The sequence below is a fragment of the Pseudomonadota bacterium genome, assembly GCA_027624715.1.
Taxonomy (GTDB): Bacteria; Pseudomonadota; Gammaproteobacteria; order Burkholderiales; family Eutrophovitaceae; genus Eutrophovita.
On record JAQBTV010000011.1, the window covers coordinates 1 to 20565 of the forward strand.

Consider the following 20565-nt stretch of genomic DNA (forward strand, 5'->3'; position numbering starts at 1 on the left):
ATTGCGTATAATGTATATTATGTCAAGTACAGTATTTTTACGCCGCAGGGAGATAAGCGGTCGACTACTTCATGTCACCTCCTCAAGGATTATTTAGTTTCGAACCAATTGACGATATAGATATATATTCTCAAACACATTAATCCGTATTAGTACGATCTCCTGGTTTCTGATACATAAAAAACAATCCAACCTAAAACCTGACTGCTGAAATATACAAAAGGTACCCTCTTACATCCATCCTATATTGTTACTTTCCCATTTCCTCCCCTAGTGATTGCGCCTCCCCCTATTTCGGCCATTGTGAAACTCGGAGTAAACACAACTGAACTATTATTAGAAACACCATATAAATATATCGACACAAAACCGAAACTTTATCTGCGAAACATTGTCGCAGATCTCGTATAGCAAATACTGTCCTGACCATTGCCCATTTGAGCAGAGTTTTTTACCATCTTTTCTGACGAACACAAAGACGTTTATAACTTACAATATGATGGAGTTAGAAGTGAATAGGCAGCCGACTGAAACAAGGGCTGAACATATACTCGTTTTTGGGGCTTCTGGAACCATTGGGGCTGCGCTGATCACCCAGCTCAGCAAAACATGCCCTACGGCACACATTCACGGCATATCACGCCAAGCTTTAAGTGGAAACACAAATCTCGCTAACGTAACGTTTTACACTTGCGATTATGGCTCAGAACACTCACTCGCCAAATTTTCTCAAATGTACAGCGAACAGCATTCTTGTGTTGATCAATTACTAATCGCTTCGGGCGTCTTAACTGCCGTTTTAGATGAACCAGAAAAAAGCGTCAAACAAATCACTGAGGCGGAACTTCTCGAAAACTTTAGAATCAACGCAATCATCCCAGCGCTTATCTTTAAATATTTTTTTGACCTCCTGAATCGAGCTCCTGCGCCTCGCTTTGGCACTCTGTCTGCTCGAATAGGTAGTATTTCAGATAACCGTCTCGGCGGCTGGTACTCCTATCGGATGGCAAAATCAGCACTTAATATGTTTATTAAAACAGCATCCCTCGAACTGAAACGCAAAAACAAACAAAGCATTGTCGTGGGTTTGCATCCAGGCACTGTCAAAACAAAATTTTCTGAGCGATTCATTAACAATATCACTAAGAACTGTTTTACCTCGGAAGTTGCAGCATCTCAGTTAATTGAAGTATTCACCGAGCTTACACCTTCTCAATCGGGAGGTTGTTTTGCTTGGGACGGGACAGAAATTCAACCGTAATGTCTCAAGGCGAGTGAGATCTACCTCATCAAATGAGTTCAGCCTGCCACAGAGGTGATCCCCTCGCATCTTTTTCAGAAAGCAGAAAAGGTTTATCTCCTTGTGGCGATTCCATAGCAAAATCTGGATCATTTAACAGGATACAAACCTCCTGGGGTATTTGCGTAGTAGTTCATTTTTTCATAGAGCATCTAAACACGCCCTAGGGCACTCATTACTGTATTATATTTGATCATTCCCTAATGACCCAACTGAGTCGCATCATAAATTAGATGACCGCAAATAGATCTATCGTTTGGTTCAGGAATGACCTGAGACTGTCCGATAACCCTGCGCTCAGTGCTGCGGTTCTTACTGGTACGATCTTGCCTATTTTCGTGCACGATGAGACTCATTCTGGAGACTTAAAGCCAGGTTCGGCGAGCCGTGTTTGGCTACATCACTCTCTTCAGTCCCTGAATAAGAGCCTCAAGGGTCAATTAGCAGTATTTTGTGGTGACCCAATAGAACTGATACCCAAATTAATTGCTCGATATCAAATTACGCACGTCTCTTGGAATCGCCAGTACGAGCCTTGGGCAATCAAGAGAGACACGCGCCTCAAGACATCACTGAAAGATTTGGGAGTCATGGTTAACTCGCATAACGGATCGCTGCTTTGGGAGCCGTGGGATATTCATAAGACTGATAAAACTCCCTACCGTGTGTTCACTCCTTTTTTTCGAACAGGATGCCTCAATGCAGCAGAGCCAAGAAAACCTTTGGCTAAACCCTTAAAAATTAGCTTTATAGAGCATCAAGAACCAACTTCCGTTGACACAATCAACCTCATGCCATCAATCCCATGGCACGAATCCCTATTAGAGCATTGGGAGATTGGCGAAAACGGCGCGCGAAAACGTCTCACAACATTTATAGCTACAGGAATCAAGAACTATAAAGATGGTCGAAACTTTCCAGCTGAGACTCATGTTTCATCTCTTTCTCCACACCTTCATTTTGGGGAGATATCACCAAATCAAGCATGGTATGGCGTTCGTGATCTGCCTATGAACGAGAACATCGACCATTTTTGCAGTGAGCTAGGGTGGCGGGAGTTTTCCTATAATTTACTGTTTCACAATCCAGATCTTTCAACAATAAACTTGCAGAAAAAATTTGATAAATTTCCATGGAGTACAGATACGAATCATTTGACTGCTTGGCAACGAGGCCAAACTGGCATTCCATTTGTTGATGCTGGGATGCGTCAGTTGTGGGCAACTGGGACAATGCACAATAGAGTTCGGATGGTAGTTGGCTCCTTCCTCGTCAAAAACCTCCTATTGGATTGGCGACATGGCGAGAGGTGGTTTTGGGACTGCCTATTTGATGCTGATTTAGCAAACAACAGTGCGAGCTGGCAGTGGATTGCAGGCTGCGGGGCTGATGCGGCGCCCTACTTTCGAATATTTAACCCTGTCACACAAGGCCAAAAATTTGATCCCAGCGGGGCATATATCCGCCAATACCTTCCAGAAATAGCGAAGTTACCCAATAAATACTTGTGTAATCCATGGGAAGCTCCGTCAGACATCTTAAGCTTAGCGGAAGTGACTCTTGGCATCACTTATCCTAAGCCGATCATTAGTTTATCGAACTCAAGATCATTAGCATTACAGGCTTTTGCATCAACGAAAGAATAGTTACTATTTAAATAATTAAAGGAAAAGTAAGAATGTTAAGAAGAGATGTTTTGCGATTTTTTGCCCTATGTTTACTACAATTTTCATCAGGAGTGGCCTCAGCAAAAGATGAAACACGCATTGAAGTGTGGAAGAGCCCCTCATGTGGATGTTGCAAAGATTGGATAACGCACCTTAAAGCTAATGGATTCAAGGTGGATCATTATGATACGGGTAACAATCGTATTCGATCGCAAGTGGGTATGCCACAAAAATATGGCTCATGTCATACCGCAATTGTCGAGGGTTATGTCATTGAGGGGCACGTACCCGCTGATGACATCCGAAAACTTCTTGCACTCAAACCAAAAGCACTCGGCTTGTCGGTTCCAGGGATGCCTGTGGGCGCTCCTGGTATGGATGCGCCCGAGTACCAAGGCCGTCAAGACCCTTTCGATGTGTTACTGATTGTTGGTGAAGGGCATACGGTGTTCAGCAGTTACCACAAAAACTAACGCGCTCCACCTAGGATATCCCCTTAGGGCAAACTATGCTCTAGTAATTTTCTGGCTTCCAGAATCTGAAGATCGATCATCTGCCCCTCAAGCAAGCGAATCATGTCTGCTTGAGCCGCATCGCCTAGAGGTTCCCTCTAATTAATACCTCCCCAATACAAGACACAAAATCAATAAATATATCGACTATTTAATTAGATTGGCTTTGTAAAAGCACAGTATCGCGGCCGCGCTGCCAACGTTCAGTGATTCAACATTATTCGCTAAAGGGATAGATACAATGTCGTCCACCTTATCTAACAATATATCGCTTAAGCCAGTCCCTTCACTGCCTATAAGCAAGAGCAATGGGCCAGAAAAATTAATACGCTCAATAGCCTCTCCCCTTAAGGAGGAGCTTCCAATAGATCGTCCAGGAAATTCACTAATGACCGAACTTAGGTCTGAATCCTCAATAATAGCGAGACGAAATTGAGCACCCATTCCTCCGCGTAAAGATTTGGGTGAATACGCATCAACCGTACCTGCAGACAAATAAACGGTATCTACCGAGAAAGCAGCAGCGGAACGCAAAATAGAACCTAGATTACCTGGATCTTGAATACCATCTATTGCTAGCGCAAACTTCACCTCTTTAATTGAAAGTGACTTTTGTTTCAATCGACCTATCGCAACAATGCCTTGCGAAGACTTTGTCGTTGATAACTTTTTAAAGATGTGGGATTCAACTAGAGTTATTGTAACCTCCTCCGAAGCCTCTTGAATAAGCAAACTTATTTCTTTGCTTGTGATAGGGTCTTCAACAAAAACTTGAAGCTTCTCTAGATAATTGTATCGGACACATTCCTCAACCAAATGAATTCCATCCAACACTAAAAATCCTGCATCACGCCGAGCCGATCGAGATTTAATCAACCTTTGGACACGTTGTATCGATTTATTTTGAGAAGATCGAATTAATTCCATCGTTTTAGGTAATCATCCATTATTTTTTTTATTTACACATGGAATCGCGGCGAATCGATCTATAGTAGAAGATTATAGACTCATCTAGAAGTAGTGGTGCCCAGTATGATTACATTTAGATTTGGCTTAGTAACGACCTTACTTATGGCTCTGATCCACACCACAACCAACAAGAAAAATACAGACATTAATTATCGCAAATATGTTCTTCAACTACATCCTATCAATCTGATTGAACTGATTTAAATGTCTCCCCATTAGCATAGGCACGCGCTCCTGGATGCATAGGAATTGGCGCATTGGCGGAAATGTCAGCAAGACCAAAAGCATCACCGTCACCCACATTGTCGTGCATTAATGCAGAGGTTACGAGCCAAGCGTGCTCTATCGGAAACGCAGCAGATGCAATCAAAAAGAACCCCTCGTTTTGCAATAAAGTCCTTATCATTCCTGGATTAAAACCTTTGAATTGCGACATACCACGATATAAATTAATCGCATCTGTAACACTCATCACGGCAAGCATCGCTTGACCTGTTGTAATCAAACTGCCGACCCTTTGAGCATCTCTTGCTCTAGCGACTCGAGCCCGAGCATCAGGTAGCGTTGTCGCAAGCGAATCGGCTATTCGATCAGCTAATGAATCAGTTTTAAGATCCGTTCTGTAGGAATGTATCAAAAGATAGCGTTGACGCATCACTTTCCACTGACGATATGGCGTGTGCGCAACAGACTTCTGTCCAAAAACAAGAAATGGGCACAAGATTAGCGATATTAAAAATTTTCTTTTATTCATCTTCAAACCAATAAAAAATAGGGTGGAATCAAACCACCCTATTAATCACATCATAATAAAATTGTTAAGTTTAATCAAAAATCTCTAGTGGACAAATAGTTGATACGGCATAGTTCGGAAGATCGACTAAGTTACCAATTCTGAGGTCACAGGCAACACTCGTGATCACGTACGCCTGCTCCCTCGTAAATCCTTTTTGAGTGACTAACCAATTGATCATTTCAACTAAAGAAGCACGCGCCGCAGCGGTCAAATCCTCTGATAAATTCGATAAAGGAGTTAATTTTTTGGAATCAAGATAACTAGTGTAAGGCAACTCGACGCCGGCTTCCTTAATGGGATAACCAATCGTTGCGTAAAACTTATCTGGTTCTAACGCTTTTATTTGAGATCCTCCTTCGAAATGTGGCCCAGACTTCATTATCGATGCCATACCTTTTCTAATCTCAGTTCTAACGGTTACCTCAGCACCGATCTCAATAGCGGTTCCAGCAACTTCACCGTCACCTTGAGCATAATGAACATCCCCTACAAACAAGCCGCATCCATCGACGTAGCATGGTAGTAGCAGGGTTGTTCCGACAACCATTTGCTTGATGTCCATATTGCCCCCGTTCTCTCGGGGTGGAATCGTTCGCAAACACTCAGTACTGTGTGTACCCTCTGGACCACACACAGCAGCAGGTCTAGCACCAGTGGGTTGAGGTGGTAAGGCAATTCCTCCAGCGGCGCCCAAAGCATTCTCACGGGCCAGCCAGGCTGCAACTTCAGGCTCTCCAGGTAAGGTACCGACGGTGCCCATAAATCCATTCATTGGTATTCGGACCCCAGGCAGTTGGTCTGATACTGCTTCCATGCGATTTATTTTCCAGTTTGCAACGAATGGTTCTTTATACATGTCCCTCAAAAATCCGAATCCCGGGACAATAGTTGTGTATCCATACTCATCAGGCTCAATATCAATTAAGGTAACGGCAAGAACATCACCCCTCTTCGCACCTTCAATATAGACGGGTCCCGTAATCGGATGCACCAAATTCAAATCAATAGCCAAAACATCCTTTGGTTCAGAATTTATCGTTAAATCAGAGTCCAACGCATCTCTAGTCTCGTACCTGATTAACTGACCAGGCTTCGCGTACGCAATTGCTGGAATCGCATAATGGTAGCGATTCATACAGTTCGGGTCATCAACACAATGATCCCCCTGCTTGTTTACCTCAACAATCGATTGAGTCTTTACATCTGTTGTATCCGCTTGAACAGCCATAGAAGCTACGGCCAAGACAAATGGCAAAATTACTTTAATTTTCCTCATATTTCCCTCGCTTCAAAATAAAATAAATTTACGTTACACATCGTCACGATTTCCCTGACCGAGATGACTACTCAATGAAATATGATCCTGTAACGCTTGAATGTCAAATAACTAGGATTGGACTGTGAAAGTATGTTAGCTGGTGCCCAGGGCCGGAATCGAACCGGCACGCCTTTTAGGGGCCCGGGATTTTAAGTCCCGTGCGTCTACCAATTTCGCCACCCGGGCGCACCACTACTACAAAACGCCATCACGCTGAAATGGAGGCGGGAGTCGGAATCGAACCGGCGTCCACGGCTTTGCAGGCCGCTGCATAACCACTCTGCCATCCCGCCTATGTTCTCAGTAGCGTACCAACAAACTCTTATTGAATACGCTCATTATGAGGCGTTAAAACCAAAAAGGGAAAACGGTATCCGTGGCACTAGGGCCACAATCATATCCATTTTCCCGATTGGGTCTTGGAGCGGGAAACGAGGCTCGAACTCGCGACCTCAACCTTGGCAAGGTTGCGCTCTACCAACTGAGCTATTCCCGCTTTAATAAGAGGCGATGATTTTAGGACCATTTGACGTTTAATGCAAATTACTGACACAAGTAATTGATCTACCGAGGATTTTTTTTCTCTATAAAGTTCAAATTAAAAAAACATAAATTAATAGTTTAACCAATGGCTTATACCAGCTTATTCAGAATTTGCAGCAAGGATCGATGATGCTCTTTGTATGTAGTAAAACATTGACCAAACGGTGAGCACCACCGCAACATAAACCAACACAGTGCCTAGCTCATAGGTCTGAATAAAGTATATTGGCTCATACAAAAACAGAAGGATAATCGCTACCATTTGAGCAGCCGTCTTAAGTTTTCCGATAAAGGAGACCGCAACTCCACGACTTTCTCCAATGAGCGCCATCCACTCACGAAGCGCTGAGATGGCAAGCTCCCGACCTATAATAATTGCGGCGACAAAAATGCCGACACGATCTAACCACACCAGAATCACTAGTGCAGTCGTGACCATCAACTTATCTGCGACAGGATCAAGAAAAGCACCAAACCGTGTTGTCTGATTAAATTTTCGCGCTAGAAAGCCATCCAGCCAATCCGTGATTGCAGCAAGCGTAAAGATAAATGCAGCCGTTAAATTCTTGACTGGCGAAGACAACACCAAATCGGGTATATAGAACACGCAAATAAGCATCGGAATCAGAAAGATCCGTGCCCATGTTAATAAATTTGGTAACGATGCGCGCATGTAGTTGTTAATGTAACTGCCGATAGATGTGTTCCGCAAGTTTCTTGCTGATACCGTCAACCTTAGCAATCTCCTCAATGCTAGCTGCAGCGACCTCCTTAACACCTCCAAACTGGGAAAGAAGCCTCTGTCTGCGTTTGGCACCAATACCCTCAATATCCTCAAGGCGAGATTGGGTTCGCTTCTTATCACGCCTTTTTCGATGACCTTGAATAGCGAATCGATGGGACTCATCACGAATCTGCTGTATCAAATGAAGACCGGAATCATGCGTGTGAAGTTGTATCACCTCCCCCGTTCGGGCATTGATCAGTGTCTCTTGCCCTGCTTTTCGCTCTACACCTTTACCAACACCGACCACTACAAGGTCATTCAAGCCTAATTCACTAAGAGCACTCAATGATGAAGATAATTGCCCCTTACCCCCGTCAATCAATATGAGATCTGGAAGCTTTCCTTCTCCAGCAATAACGCGTTGATACCGACGAGATACAACCTGATTCATAGCCGCGTAGTCATCACCCGGCGTAATGTCATCAATATTAAATCGTCTGTACTCTCCAAATTGCATTTCTCCTTGATCGTAAACAACACACGAGGCTACTGTCGCTTCTCCCATGGTATGGCTGATATCAAAACACTCGATCCGATTCAAGCTCCCATCTAAACCTAACGCGCTCTGAAGCGCACCCAGGCGATCCATTTGAGTCTCTTTTGTTCGCAATTGTTGCTGAATCGATAATTCAACATTTCTTTCTGACATTTTTAACCACATTCGACGTTCCGATATAGGATTGTCATTAATACGAACTTTCCGCTTAAAAGACTGCTCAAAATGCTTGATAAAAACATCTTTATCAATCTTCTTGTTGAGAACGATCTCGTCAGGAACATCACCCACTTGATAATGATGCGTGAGAAATGCTTCTAGCGAATCAATCTCATCTTGCTCGGAGGCGTTTTTTGGGTAAAACACCTTGTCGCCACGGTGTGATCCGCCACGTATCACTGTTAAGTTGATGCCAACTAATCCATCGATACTTGCCACTGTAACGATATCAACATTTCTGTTCCCACTACCAGTTACAAATTGAGTTTCTCGAACCTTAGTGAGTGCGCGTATCCGATCACGATGTACTGCAGCGCGCTCAAACTGCATGCTCTCTGAGAAATGAAGCATTTGATTCTCTAGGGACTGAATGACCTCATTTTCTTTACCTTGAAGAAACATCGATGCATTCGTCACATCGCTTTGATAATCATCTTCTGATATTTGCTTAACGCACGGTCCCGAACAGCGCTGAATTTGATAGAGCAAACACGGTCTCGACCGATTCGAAAATACACTATCTTCACAAGTACGCAATCGAAATACCTTTTGTAATAGATGGATACTTTCTCTCACAGCATAGGTATTTGTGAATGGCCCGAAAAACCGATCCCTGCTAACCGTAGACCCTCTATACGAACTAAGTTTAGGGTATGCATGCTTGGTCAACAAAATGTAGGGATACGATTTATCGTCTCTGAAGATAATATTGTATTTTGGCTTTTGCGAATTAATTAAACTGTGTTCTAGCAACAAGGCTTCAGACTCTGACCGTGTTACTGTCGACTCAATGCGAATAATTTGTTTCACCATTAACTGAATTCTAGGTGACAGACCTCCTTCTTTTCGAAAGTAAGACATCACTCTTTTTTTCAGATTCACCGCTTTACCGATATATAAAACGCAATCGTTTTGACCGATCATACGGTAGACACCCGGCAGATCTGGAAGACGTTTGGCCTCTAACAATCCACTAAAATTTGATTCACTATCCGCTCTTATCATTTTCGATCGAGTAACTCTCTCGCCTTCAAAAAAACACTTCTGAACATCTCGTGCGTTAACCGCCGAGTTTGGGTGTTGTACCTGGAGCAATGATAACTATCAATCATACGCAGATTAAAATTAAGGTCATGAATCGATTCATGACCGAACGGATACAAAGATTTCTTGAGGTTTAATGCCTTCAATACTGCAGAATGCGCAACTGAACCCAGCGCTATGATGATCCCTCCTTTTGGGACCTGCTCTAATTCTTCCAGAAGAAAGGTATTACAATTATTTACCTCAGACCCAATTGGCTTATTTTGGGGCGGCAAACACCGTACAGCATTCGTTATACGACAATCTTTAAGCTCAAGGTCATCCGATTTGGATTCAGATACAGAACGGGTCGAGAACCCTGAGTCATAAATCGTTTGATACAAAAGCACACCTGCATGATCTCCGGTAAAAGGACGTCCCGTTCGATTTGAGCCATGCATTCCGGGCGCAAGACCCACGATCAGCAAACGAGCATTCGGATCACCAAATGACGGGACTGGGAGTGCGAAATAGTCGGGACAATCACCCCTCACTTGATTCAAAAAACTCACAAGCCGTGGGCACTTACGACACCCTAAACTAAACGATTTTTTTTTAATGGGCATTAGCGTTTTACGACCGGTTACATCATTGATATGATGTAGAATCTTACCTTTCATATTTAATTTGAGCGAGGGTACCGTGGCAAAAGTCCTTGCAACCGAAGTTCGAGTAGGAAATTTAATTGAGCTCGACAAACGAGTTTGGCGAGTTGTGAAATCGTACCATGTTCACGTTGGTGGTCGCGGCGGAGCTTTCATGCAACTCGAGCTTAAAGATGTTGAAGGCGGCACCAAAAGGAATGAACGTATTCGAACCGATGAAAAGATAGAGCGTGCATTCGTGGAGACTCGTGAGATGCAATACCTCTATCAAGACGGCGATAATTATGTCTTCATGGATCAGGAGAGCTACGAACAGCTCAATTTACCTTCTGATTTCTTAGAAGGCCAAGCAGGCTATTTGTTACCAAACGGCGACGTTAGAGTGAATATGTATAGTGATCGACCGATCGGGATTGAATTGCCAACATCAGTAGTCTTGACTATTAGTGATACTGAACCTGGCATTAAAGGTGCCACAGCTACAGGATCTTATAAACCAGCTAAAATGGAAACGGGTATCACAGTCGCTGTCCCCCAGTTTGTTGAAACTGGGGAAAAAATTAAGGTCAACACAGATACCGGTGAGTATATGGAGCGATCTAACTAATCACTAATTGTAGTTAGTATTCGACCAAGTTCATTGGATGAAATTTTGTACGCTTCAGAATCAATCGCAACGCTAATAGGCATTGTGATGATTCCACGTATTTTTTTAGCAATATCTTGATCGTCTGAGAACTTTGCCTTCACCGAAGCTTCGAGTGCTGCGTCAGCAGCCTCTGGATCATTACACACGAGGACCAAGTCACATCCAGCCTCAAAAGCTTTAAAGGATCGTAAGGTCACATCACCCATTAATGCAGCTGCCCTCATAGATAAATCATCACTGAACACCAAACCCTCAAAACCAAGATCAATCCTAAGAATTTCTCGTAACCACTTGATAGAAAAACATGCTGGAAGATCATCAACGCTCGGAAACGTAACGTGAGCAGGCATAATTCCAGTGAGGTGAGGAATCAACGCATCGAAAGGTTGAATATCTTCATTAAACATCTCTGATAAATCCCTAGTGTCTATAGCCTCGTCCTGATGAGTATCCTCCGAAACACCCCCATGACCTGGGAAATGCTTACCCACTGAACCGACACCAGAAAGCCTCAAACCCTGGACCAATTCAAGTCCGAGCGCAGATATCGCCTTCGTGTCTTCATGAAAAGCTCGATCACCAATAACTGAATTGTTTTTTCGATTGATGTCGAGTACTGGAGCAAAATTCAAATCAATACCGATATGTTTTAGCTCCGAACCGAGAATGATCCCGACGTGACGTGCGATTGTACAAGCATGTTTTTGATCTTGATCCCATAAACGGCCAAGCATCTCCATTGGGGGTATTCTCGTGAATTCTTTTTGGAAACGCTGAACCCGACCACCTTCTTGATCAACACAAACAAGCAATGGATCCTCTTTTATCGCTTTTATGTCATGAACGAGTTGTTGTAACTGCAATTTATTTTTGAAGTTACGCGCAAACAATATGACTCCAGCGCATCTAGCATGAGCTAATCGTTCACGATCCACATCAATTAATTCGAATCCGGCAACATCTAAGATCACTCGACCCGTCATACTTATCCTAACGACTCAGCTAAAGCGTAGGCGCTCAGCAGGCTCCCCTCATGACTAAAGCTCACAAAGATAGGCCCGATACGTTTTTCATTCAAGTATTGCTTCAACTTAAAATCAAAAAATAAATCTGGCTTTCCAATTTCATTACTGATGATGCTAATCGAACGCAAAGTTACTGGTTCTCTCAACCCAATACCCAAAGCCTTGGCGATAGCTTCCTTCCCAGAGAATCGCGTAGCGAGAAAGTGAATTTTTCGACTTGTAATTCGAAACTGCAGTTTCTCCTCAGCAGTAAGCACATGATTAACAAATCGATCACCGTATTTATCGTAAATCCTCTCGACTCGCGTCATATCCAAAAGATCTAATCCAATTCCAAAAATCATTTAGATATAAGACTTTTTAATTTCAACCAAATATCGCTGCACAACATTTTCCATTCCATATTCCAATGCATCAGCTGTTAACGCATGGCCAATAGACACTTCTTGCACGAAAGGAACCTCAGCTAAGAAATACGATAAATTATCAAGATTTAGGTCATGCCCTGCATTAACTTCAAGACCAAGCTCAGTCGCTCGAAGAGCAGATTCCCTAAACATACTGGCGACCCTAACCCTATCTTTAGAGTTAAAAGCATCAGCAAAACTTTTGGTATAAAGCTCTACTCGATCAGCACCAAGCGCTTTGGCCAATACCATCTGCTCAGGCGATGGATCCATAAATAAACTCACCCTTATGCCTAAGTCCTTCAACTCTTTAATAATCGGCTCTAGGCGCCCTCCATCTGATCTGAGATCCCAACCATGGTCAGACGTAACAGCAGAAACATCATCTGGAACCAGCGTAGCTTGATCTGGTGAGACCGCGCGCACAACATCCATGAGCTGATGAAAGGGATTTCCCTCAATATTGAATTCCGCCCCTTGAAACTGGCCCACCACAAGTGACAACGGTTCAACATCATAACGACGAATATGCCGCTCGTCCGGTCTTGGATGAATAGTAATTCCAGAAGCTCCCGATTTGAGGGCCAGATAAGCAAGACGTGTGATATCTGGACGTTCAAGCATCCGAGCATTTCGCAATAAGGCGATTTTATTAACGTTTACACTTAACTTTGTCATAACCAAAGCAGCTAATTTGACTGTAGATCGATGAGTAATCGTCTCGTATACAAAGACTTATTACCCAAATGGTGACTCATCAATGAACGCATCAGTAATTTATACTGCGATAACGTGGCTGGATCATCTAAATTATCATTAGCAATATCTATCAGCGCTCTACCCGATAATCGTAGGTCAGTCTTTGTATCAGGGTTAATGCGAGCTGGCCCGAAACCCATTATATAAGTATAAACCTCATCTTCCTTGACCTCTTTTTGTGTTTTGACATCGTGCGTCAAGGTTAGCCCGTACCCCAGTTCAGCTAATAACACGCGCTCAAACCGACGTAGAATTTTCTCTACCTCTGATTTTTTTTCACTAAGAGCTTGAATCGTGTTTTCATAAACTTCGAATAAACGTTCGTGGGGATCATCTCGTAAGAGTAGTTTTAAGATCAACTCGTTAATATAAAAACCGCTCATCAAGGCTGTACCCTTCAAGCGAGGCAGCCCAAAACGCAGTTCAGCACCATATAAAGTCTTCAACTCTGCTCGGCCACCCCATGACACATAAAGTGGTTGGAACGATTGAAGCGCAATGCGCAAGAGAGAGTTGGGACGCCTAGCCCCCTTTGCTACGACACCAATTCGACCATGTTGTTTAGTGAACAACTCGACGATTAGACTAGTCTCTCGATATGAATACGAGTGCAGAACAAATCCTTCCTGTTCAGTCGTTCGAGATTGATCTGACATCAAACTTCATTCATAACCAAAATATTTAACAGATTGAGAGTCATCAACCCAACCTTTTTTTACTTTTACCCACAATTTCAAAAAAACCTTACCATTAAAAAAATGCTCCATCTCAACACGAGCTTTTGTTCCAATAGTTTTCAATTTACCACCTTGAGCCCCGATGATCATTCCTTTATGCGCAGCCTTAGCAACAACAATTGTCGCATTAATACATCGAAGCCCTTTGCTCATTTTAAATTCTTCAATTTCGATTGCAACTCCGTATGGAATTTCATCCCCCATTAAATGGAATAACTTTTCACGAATAATTTCAGCAGCAAAAAATCTCTCTGGTCTATCGGTTAAGGTGTCCTCTTCATATATAGGCTGACCTATAGACAATTTTGATTGAATAGCATCAATTAAAATATCCAATCCAATACCACGGTGCGAGCTCGTAGGGATAATATCGGCAAATGCGTAGAGCGTCTTTACAATATCGATAAATGGCAACAACTCATTTGGCGACGACAGTTGGTCAATCTTACTGATCACGCATATTACTGGAACAGTTTTAGGGAACATCTCAATCAGTTTCAGATCATCCTTCTGAATCAATCCCACCTCTAAAACTAAGATCACCACATCAACCTCAGCAAGACTGCTGGATACTGATCGATTCATAGCTCTATTGAGCATTGATTTGTATGTCAATTGAAATCCAGGTGTATCTAGAAATCGGATCTGTGATTTTTCATCGGAATAAACGCCAAGAATTTTATGGCGTGTTGTCTGCGCCTTACTAGACACAATACTGAGTTTCATTCCCAGTAATGCATTTAACAAACTAGATTTTCCAGCATTTGGAACTCCAATCACCGCTGCAGATCCAATCAATAAAAGTGAGCTCTGTCGCTCTTCATCGGGCACTAAAATCTCACTCACAGACTATCTCCAATAGGATTATGTGTAATTAAGTCATAAGCCAACCTAGCTGCTTCTTGCTCCGCCGATCGTCTACTGCGACCGCCACCCGTGGTGGTCACGCTCATAGACGAAATTTGACACTCAACAACGAATTCTTGATCGTGTGCCTCACCAAGGATATTTAGAACCCGGTATTCAGGTAAGGCTGCACGTCTTGCCTGCAAATACTCCTGTAATTTTGTCTTTGGATCCTTACTGAGCAAACTAGGGTCAATATTATTTAAATAGACGGAATACAGTTCCGTGATAACACGCTCAACCGCCTCAAACCCTGAGTCTAGATAAACAGCACCGAATAAAGCCTCAACCGCGTCAGATAGAATCGAGAGCCTCTCGGTACCGCCGGTTTTTAATTCACCAGCCCCCAACTTTAAAAACTGCCCGAGCTCAAGGTCTCTTGAGATATGCGTAAGTCCTTCCTGATTAACGAGAACAGACCTAATCCGAGTCAACTCCCCTTCGGGTAACCTCAAATAACGCTCATACAAAAATCGTCCAATAACAAGATTAAGCACTGCATCGCCCAAAAACTCTAACCGCTCATTGTTTAATGAGCCGAAGGACCTGTGTGTTAACGCCTCTTCCAAAAGACTTGGGTTTCTGAATTCATACTTGATCCTGACCTCTAGCTCATGCATCTATGCCCTTTGCGAACATCTATAAAATTACTGGGTTATTTTAACCACGTAAATGATCTGGGAAACTCCCCAGCATTCCAAATAACCATAAAAGCTCGGCCGATAATATATTCGTCCGGCACAAATCCCCAATAGCGACTATCTGAACTTGAATCTCGATTGTCCCCCATCATAAAGTAGTGACCGTCAGGTATTGTGCATATAAAACCAGTATCACTAAATACACATTTATCTCGTCCGCTAAATTGCCTCACCCCTATTAAACGCACACTTGGCTCTTCAGGCGCCACCAATATCGAATGCTCTTTATCCCCAAATTTTTCTTTGAATTGCCATGCGGACATGTAAGAGCTTTTATCAGAATACTGGTAGTCTTCCATACGTGTTGTTTCTACTGCTTCACCATTAATTGTGAGTCGCTTATCCCTGTACTCTAACCGATCGCCCGGCAACCCTACGACACGCTTAATGTAGTCCAATGTTTTATCTCGTGGATAACGAAACACCACAATATCCCCACGCTCGACATCCCCAGTAGGGATCAGCTTCGTATTGAGAACAGGCACTCTGATGCCGTAACTAGATTTCGTAACCAAAATGTAATCTCCAACGAGTAATGTCGGAATCATCGAACCAGAAGGAATTTTAAAAGGCTCTAGTAAAAATGACCTGAGAAAAAAAACTGCGAGAATAACCGGGAAAAAACTCTTAGAATATTCAACCCACCATGGATGTCTAGCGCCTTCTCTTTTCTTTACTAACCATAAGCGGTCGATAAGTACGACTAAGCCAGTGATCAACAGCAATGAGAGCATCAAGATTGCAAATTTCATTTAAATTCCTTGTCGTCTTTTAACTTCAATCCACCTGTAAAATAGCAAGAAACGCCTCTTGAGGGATTTCTACGGAACCAACTTGCTTCATACGGCGCTTACCTGCTTTTTGTTTTTCTAACAATTTTTTCTTACGTGAAACATCTCCGCCATAGCACTTTGCCAGAACGTTTTTACGGAGCGCCTTGACATTCTCTCTCGCGATAATTTGAGAACCAATAGATGCTTGTACCGCGACATCAAACATCTGTCTCGGTATCAGTCCACGCATGCGTGAAGCCAAGTCACGACCTCTGGGAAGAGAATTTGCCCGATGAACAATTAAAGAAAGAGCATCTACGCGCTCACCGTTAATTAAAATGTCTAATTTACATAGATCATCAGCCCGGTACTCTTTAAACTCATAATCAAGCGATGCGTATCCTCTAGATACTGATTTAAGCTTATCGAAAAAATCAAACACGACTTCATTAAGCGGAAGCTCATAAGACAGCATCACCTGTCGCCCCAAGTACTGCATATTCTTCTGTATGCCACGTTTATTATTACAAAGCGTCATGACGGGCCCAACGTAATCTTGGGGAAGTAAAATATTGGCCATAATAATCGGCTCTCGAATTTCATCTACTTTACTTAGGTCGGGCAATTTTGAGGGGTTTTCAATGTCTGAGACTGAGCCATCTTTCATAAGCACCTGATAAACCACCGTCGGCGCGGTAGTAATTAGGTTCATACCGTACTCTCGCTCAAGCCTCTCCTGCACAATATCTAGGTGGAGTAACCCTAGGAATCCGCACCGGAAACCGAAGCCCAGCGCTTGCGACGTTTCAGCTTCAAAACGTAAGCTAGAGTCATTAAGCTGAAGTTTCTCTAACGCGTCTCTTAGCGCGTCAAATTCATTAGACTCCACTGGGTATAAGCCGGCAAATACCTGAGGCTTAACTTCCTTAAATCCAGGTAGCGCCTCTTTAGCAGGATTCCTAGCCAAGGTGATCGTGTCACCTACCTTAGCCGCTTTGAGCTCCTTGACTCCAGAGATCACAAAACCCACCTCACCTGCTGATAACTTGTCACAAACGACTGATCGTGGTGTGAAATGTCCCACTTGCTCACATTGGTGGGTTGTTTTATTTGACATCAGCAAAATCTGATCTTTAGCTTTTAGCTCGCCATCAATCAATCTGATAAGCATCACAACACCGACATAATTGTCAAACCAAGAATCAACAATAAGCGCCTTAAGTGGTGCATTGGGGTCACCTTTTGGCGGCGGAACATCTCGAACTACCATATTTAAGAGGTCTAAAATCCCCTGTCCCGTCTTTGCGCTCGCAGTTAAGGCCCCGACAGCAGGTATTCCCACAATATCTTCTATCTCTTCAATCACGCGATCAGGATCAGCAGATGGAAGATCAATCTTATTAAGAACTGGGATCACATCCACACCAAGTTCAATGGCGGTATAACAGTTAGCTACCGTTTGAGCCTCTACGCCTTGGGACGCATCAACGACAAGCAACGCACCCTCACACGCCGATAATGACCTGGAGACCTCATATGAGAAATCCACATGACCTGGCGTATCAATCAAATTAAGTTGATAAATCTCGCCATCATCAGCCTTAAAGCTCAACGTGGCAGTTTGGGCCTTAATTGTAATCCCACGCTCGCGCTCTAAGTCCATGGAATCCAGCACCTGTGACTCCATTTCACGGTCACTGAGCCCACCACATGTCTGAATGAAACGGTCAGCTAACGTGGATTTTCCGTGATCAATATGAGCGATTATTGAAAAATTTCTGATATGCCGCATTAAGAAAGCACAATATCGTGCCTACCAAAATAGAAAGGGGGAATTCTACCGGATTCCCCCTTTTCTAGATACGTATTAACGGTGCGACACAGTTTACTTAGACCTCAATCTAATTGGAACATACAGTGAACTGCCATCTCTTTGAATCAATAATGCCAAGCTCCTCGCGTCCTTATATCGCTCCATTAATGATTTAAATTGAGATACCGATTCCACGTCATCGTTGTTTAAGGCAAGTACAATATCTCCGGACCGTAAGCCTGCTTGCTCACCTGCGCCAGCGACCCGATCTATCTTGATCCCACTTTTAAGCTCAAGCTGCTTGAGTTGTTGAGGATCAATATCAGAAACCATCAACCCTAATTCCTCAATCACATTCAAAGATGCATTTTCACTCTTTTCCTTTTGAGATCCCGTCGTGATATCGGTTGGAATTTCCCCAACTGTCAGACTGAGCGTCTTAGACCTTTTCTCTCGCCACACCTCAACATCAACCTGTTTACCTGGCCGAGTTTGACCAACGATACGCGGTAAGTCATTCGAGGTCTCTACTTTGCTTCCATCGAAAGTGAGAATGATATCTGAGGTTTGTATCCCCGCCATACTTGCAGCACCGCTTTTTTCGACCCGACTGACAAGAGCTCCACGCGGTTTATCAAGGCCAAAGGAGTCAGCTAATTCTGCAGTCACTTCCTGGATCACAACACCAATTCGACCACGCTTTACCCGACCGTCTGTTTTTAACTGGTTTGCAACATCCACAGCAACATCAATCGGAATCGCAAAGGAGAGTCCCATAAAACCACCCGTTCGACTATAGATTTGGGCATTAATGCCGACCACTTCACCGTCTAAGTTGAATAAAGGACCGCCCGAATTTCCAGGGTTTATCGCAACATCGGTTTGAATAAAAGGAACATAGTTCTCCTGTGGTAACGAACGCCCTTTCGCACTAACAATACCTGCAGTAACCGTGCTCTCGAAACCAAATGGAGAGCCAATAGCCAAAACCCAATCACCGACACGGAGCTTCGCGGGATCCCCGATACTCACAAAAGGTAAATCAGAAGCCTCAATCTTGATCACAGCAACATCAGTTCGCTTATCAACACCTATTAACTTGGCCACGTATTCACGTTTATCATTTAACTTAACGGTTATATCATCTGCCGCCGCAACAACGTGTGAATTCGTTAATATGTATCCATCGTCACTTATGATGAAGCCTGAGCCGAGTGAGCGAGACTCTTTTTGACCGCCCTCAGGTGGTGCAAATCGTCTGAAGAAATCGTAAAAAGGATCGTCCTCAGGGACAGGAATATTATTCGGTTGGTCAATCGTACTTTTAGTGCTGATGTTTACTACTTTAACGCCCTGCTCGTCGACTAAATCAGCAAAACTTGGTAATTCAACGGCTGCAACCTTTGAAATATATAGCAGTGTTAAAAATCCGAAAACAATTTTGAATGCAAACTTCACGTTACTTTCTCCTTAAGTAAATCTATTAACTACTTAATTACCTATTCAAATTTAATTAATTCCTTACCAGCGAGTCTCCTACCTGCTTCAAAGTGTTTGCCGGCACATCACCAAGAACTGTCACGAATTCGTCGTTAACGACTCTCCGGTAGATATTCAGAGATCCTTCTTTAGCAAATCCGGGACTAAACCTGCTGGTCACACTAGAATCAATAAAAACCGAGACAGTGACAAATCCATCTGAGAAGACTAAATGCACCCTCGAACCTCGCTGACCTAGCTTTTTTTCCACCTTCATAACTTGCTTGAACCCTTGAGGGGGCCTACTCACAGACCATAACGAACCGGTAGTTGAAGCCCGAAGTTGCTTTCTTGCGCCACGATCCGACCTCCAAGACAGGGCGACTTCTTCATAGGCTGACCGCGTCATTGCCTCTGTCACATGGCTTCCTATTGCGATCTCGGTAAACATGATCTGCTCTACCAATTCATTACGTTCCGTGTACATCTGTGCTTTGATTTGCAGCCCGGTATTTTGATCTATCCAAAGTTCGTGACGGTACCGTAATGCATCTCGAGGTAATAGCGAGAGGCGCGTCACAAATCGACCTGCAACTCGGTCAACGGCACCGACAAAAACAACGTAGTTTTCCTCTATCATGGACAGTTGATTTGGGGTTAAAGAGGGGAAACTTCGATCTTCAACGCCCAATTTACTTTTTACATACTTCTTGCCCGGCAAGTACACCAATATATTATCGTCGACTCTAGCTATCTCTAACGCATCACCATTTAGACGCTCTATTTTCTCTAATTCTTTAGATCCGCTGCCATGATGAGTAATACGACAAGTCTCAAAGTGATCTCCTTTTTGAATTACAAATACGCCCGTGAAATCTAATGTCCGTCCAGCGTACGCGACTTGTTTCAAAGCAATCAAAGCATCTTGCCGACTCAATTCGACTGGTTTCGCTTCCGCATGAGTACTCGAATTAGTGGTGACATAAGTTAAGACCATGATCAACAACAATTTAAACATAAG

At 43.3% G+C, this 20565-nt stretch carries 20 protein-coding genes and 3 tRNA genes; 4 read left to right on the plus strand and 19 right to left on the minus strand.

Going from position 1 to position 20565, the window contains the following annotated elements; all coding sequences use genetic code 11:
* Nucleotides 1–496: 496 nt before the first annotated feature.
* The 3 genes from O3A65_07115 (at nt 497) to O3A65_07125 (ending at nt 3440) form a co-directional block, all read left to right on the plus strand.
* On the plus strand, nt 497–1261 hold the full coding sequence (locus O3A65_07115; GenBank protein MDA1332235.1) for an SDR family NAD(P)-dependent oxidoreductase: 765 nt from the start codon (nt 497–499) through the stop codon (nt 1259–1261).
* Nucleotides 1262–1533: 272 nt separating this feature from the next.
* Nucleotides 1534–2946 (plus strand): deoxyribodipyrimidine photo-lyase, encoded by a 1413-nt coding sequence (locus O3A65_07120; protein ID MDA1332236.1) that lies wholly within the window; start codon nt 1534–1536, stop codon nt 2944–2946.
* 32 nt (nt 2947–2978) lie between these two features.
* Entirely contained in the window at nt 2979–3440 is a 462-nt protein-coding gene (locus O3A65_07125; protein ID MDA1332237.1) for a DUF411 domain-containing protein, read from the plus strand.
* Nucleotides 3441–3626: 186 nt separating this feature from the next.
* Here O3A65_07125 and O3A65_07130 read toward each other — a convergent pair whose 3' ends face one another.
* From O3A65_07130 to O3A65_07170, 9 genes are all read right to left on the minus strand, one after another.
* Nucleotides 3627–4406, minus strand: a complete 780-nt coding sequence (locus O3A65_07130; GenBank protein MDA1332238.1) for an RNA methyltransferase — start codon at nt 4404–4406, stop codon at nt 3627–3629.
* Between the two features lie 223 nt (nt 4407–4629).
* Complete coding sequence (locus O3A65_07135) at nt 4630–5202, minus strand: hypothetical protein (GenBank protein ID MDA1332239.1); 573 nt, start codon at nt 5200–5202, stop codon at nt 4630–4632.
* 70 nt (nt 5203–5272) lie between these two features.
* Nucleotides 5273–6520 carry an acetamidase/formamidase family protein gene (locus tag O3A65_07140; protein MDA1332240.1) on the minus strand — a complete coding sequence of 416 codons (1248 nt, stop codon included), beginning with the start codon at nt 6518–6520 and terminating at the stop codon, nt 5273–5275.
* Between the two features lie 140 nt (nt 6521–6660).
* Nucleotides 6661–6748 (minus strand) — tRNA-Leu (locus O3A65_07145).
* Nucleotides 6749–6781: 33 nt separating this feature from the next.
* Nucleotides 6782–6855: transfer RNA gene (locus O3A65_07150), tRNA-Cys, on the minus strand.
* Between the two features lie 127 nt (nt 6856–6982).
* A tRNA-Gly gene (locus tag O3A65_07155) sits at nt 6983–7058 on the minus strand.
* 147 nt (nt 7059–7205) lie between these two features.
* Nucleotides 7206–7778, minus strand: a complete 573-nt coding sequence (pgsA, locus tag O3A65_07160; protein ID MDA1332241.1) for a CDP-diacylglycerol--glycerol-3-phosphate 3-phosphatidyltransferase — start codon at nt 7776–7778, stop codon at nt 7206–7208.
* Nucleotides 7779–7785: 7 nt separating this feature from the next.
* Complete coding sequence (gene uvrC / locus O3A65_07165; protein MDA1332242.1) at nt 7786–9612, minus strand: excinuclease ABC subunit UvrC; 1827 nt, start codon at nt 9610–9612, stop codon at nt 7786–7788.
* The gene (locus O3A65_07170; protein ID MDA1332243.1) at nt 9609–10256 is read right to left on the minus strand and encodes a uracil-DNA glycosylase; all 648 of its coding nucleotides are present in this window, start codon (nt 10254–10256) and stop codon (nt 9609–9611) included. Before O3A65_07170 ends, uvrC begins: the two co-directional genes overlap by 4 nt.
* Before the next feature lie 76 nt (nt 10257–10332).
* Between O3A65_07170 and efp the strand changes: the two genes are divergently transcribed.
* The gene (gene efp / locus O3A65_07175; GenBank protein ID MDA1332244.1) at nt 10333–10902 is read left to right on the plus strand and encodes an elongation factor P; all 570 of its coding nucleotides are present in this window, start codon (nt 10333–10335) and stop codon (nt 10900–10902) included.
* Here the strand turns inward: efp and nagZ are convergent.
* The 10 genes from nagZ to O3A65_07225 form a co-directional block, all read right to left on the minus strand.
* Nucleotides 10899–11927: a beta-N-acetylhexosaminidase gene (nagZ, locus tag O3A65_07180; GenBank protein MDA1332245.1), complete on the minus strand. Its 1029-nt coding sequence runs from the start codon at nt 11925–11927 to the stop codon at nt 10899–10901. The two genes, efp and nagZ, sit on opposite strands and share 4 nt — an antisense overlap.
* Before the next feature lie 2 nt (nt 11928–11929).
* Complete coding sequence (acpS, locus tag O3A65_07185) at nt 11930–12313, minus strand: holo-ACP synthase (protein ID MDA1332246.1); 384 nt, start codon at nt 12311–12313, stop codon at nt 11930–11932.
* Nucleotides 12314–13054 (minus strand): pyridoxine 5'-phosphate synthase, encoded by a 741-nt coding sequence (locus O3A65_07190; GenBank protein MDA1332247.1) that lies wholly within the window; start codon nt 13052–13054, stop codon nt 12314–12316. It lies immediately after the preceding gene.
* Nucleotides 13055–13065: 11 nt separating this feature from the next.
* Entirely contained in the window at nt 13066–13791 is a 726-nt protein-coding gene (gene recO / locus O3A65_07195) for a DNA repair protein RecO (GenBank protein MDA1332248.1), read from the minus strand.
* A gap of 6 nt (nt 13792–13797) precedes the next feature.
* Complete coding sequence (era, locus tag O3A65_07200; GenBank protein MDA1332249.1) at nt 13798–14718, minus strand: GTPase Era; 921 nt, start codon at nt 14716–14718, stop codon at nt 13798–13800.
* Entirely contained in the window at nt 14715–15398 is a 684-nt protein-coding gene (rnc, locus tag O3A65_07205) for a ribonuclease III (protein ID MDA1332250.1), read from the minus strand. Before rnc ends, era begins: the two co-directional genes overlap by 4 nt.
* Before the next feature lie 35 nt (nt 15399–15433).
* Nucleotides 15434–16231, minus strand: coding sequence for a signal peptidase I (gene lepB / locus O3A65_07210; GenBank protein ID MDA1332251.1), 798 nt, complete (start codon nt 16229–16231; stop codon nt 15434–15436).
* Nucleotides 16232–16256: 25 nt separating this feature from the next.
* A complete protein-coding gene (gene lepA, locus O3A65_07215) occupies nt 16257–18044 on the minus strand; it encodes a translation elongation factor 4 (GenBank protein MDA1332252.1) in 1788 nt (595 codons plus the stop codon).
* A gap of 93 nt (nt 18045–18137) precedes the next feature.
* A complete protein-coding gene (locus O3A65_07220; GenBank protein ID MDA1332253.1) occupies nt 18138–19523 on the minus strand; it encodes a DegQ family serine endoprotease in 1386 nt (461 codons plus the stop codon).
* Between the two features lie 55 nt (nt 19524–19578).
* Nucleotides 19579–20562, minus strand: coding sequence for a MucB/RseB C-terminal domain-containing protein (locus O3A65_07225; protein MDA1332254.1), 984 nt, complete (start codon nt 20560–20562; stop codon nt 19579–19581).
* Between the last annotated feature and the right edge of the window lie 3 nt (nt 20563–20565).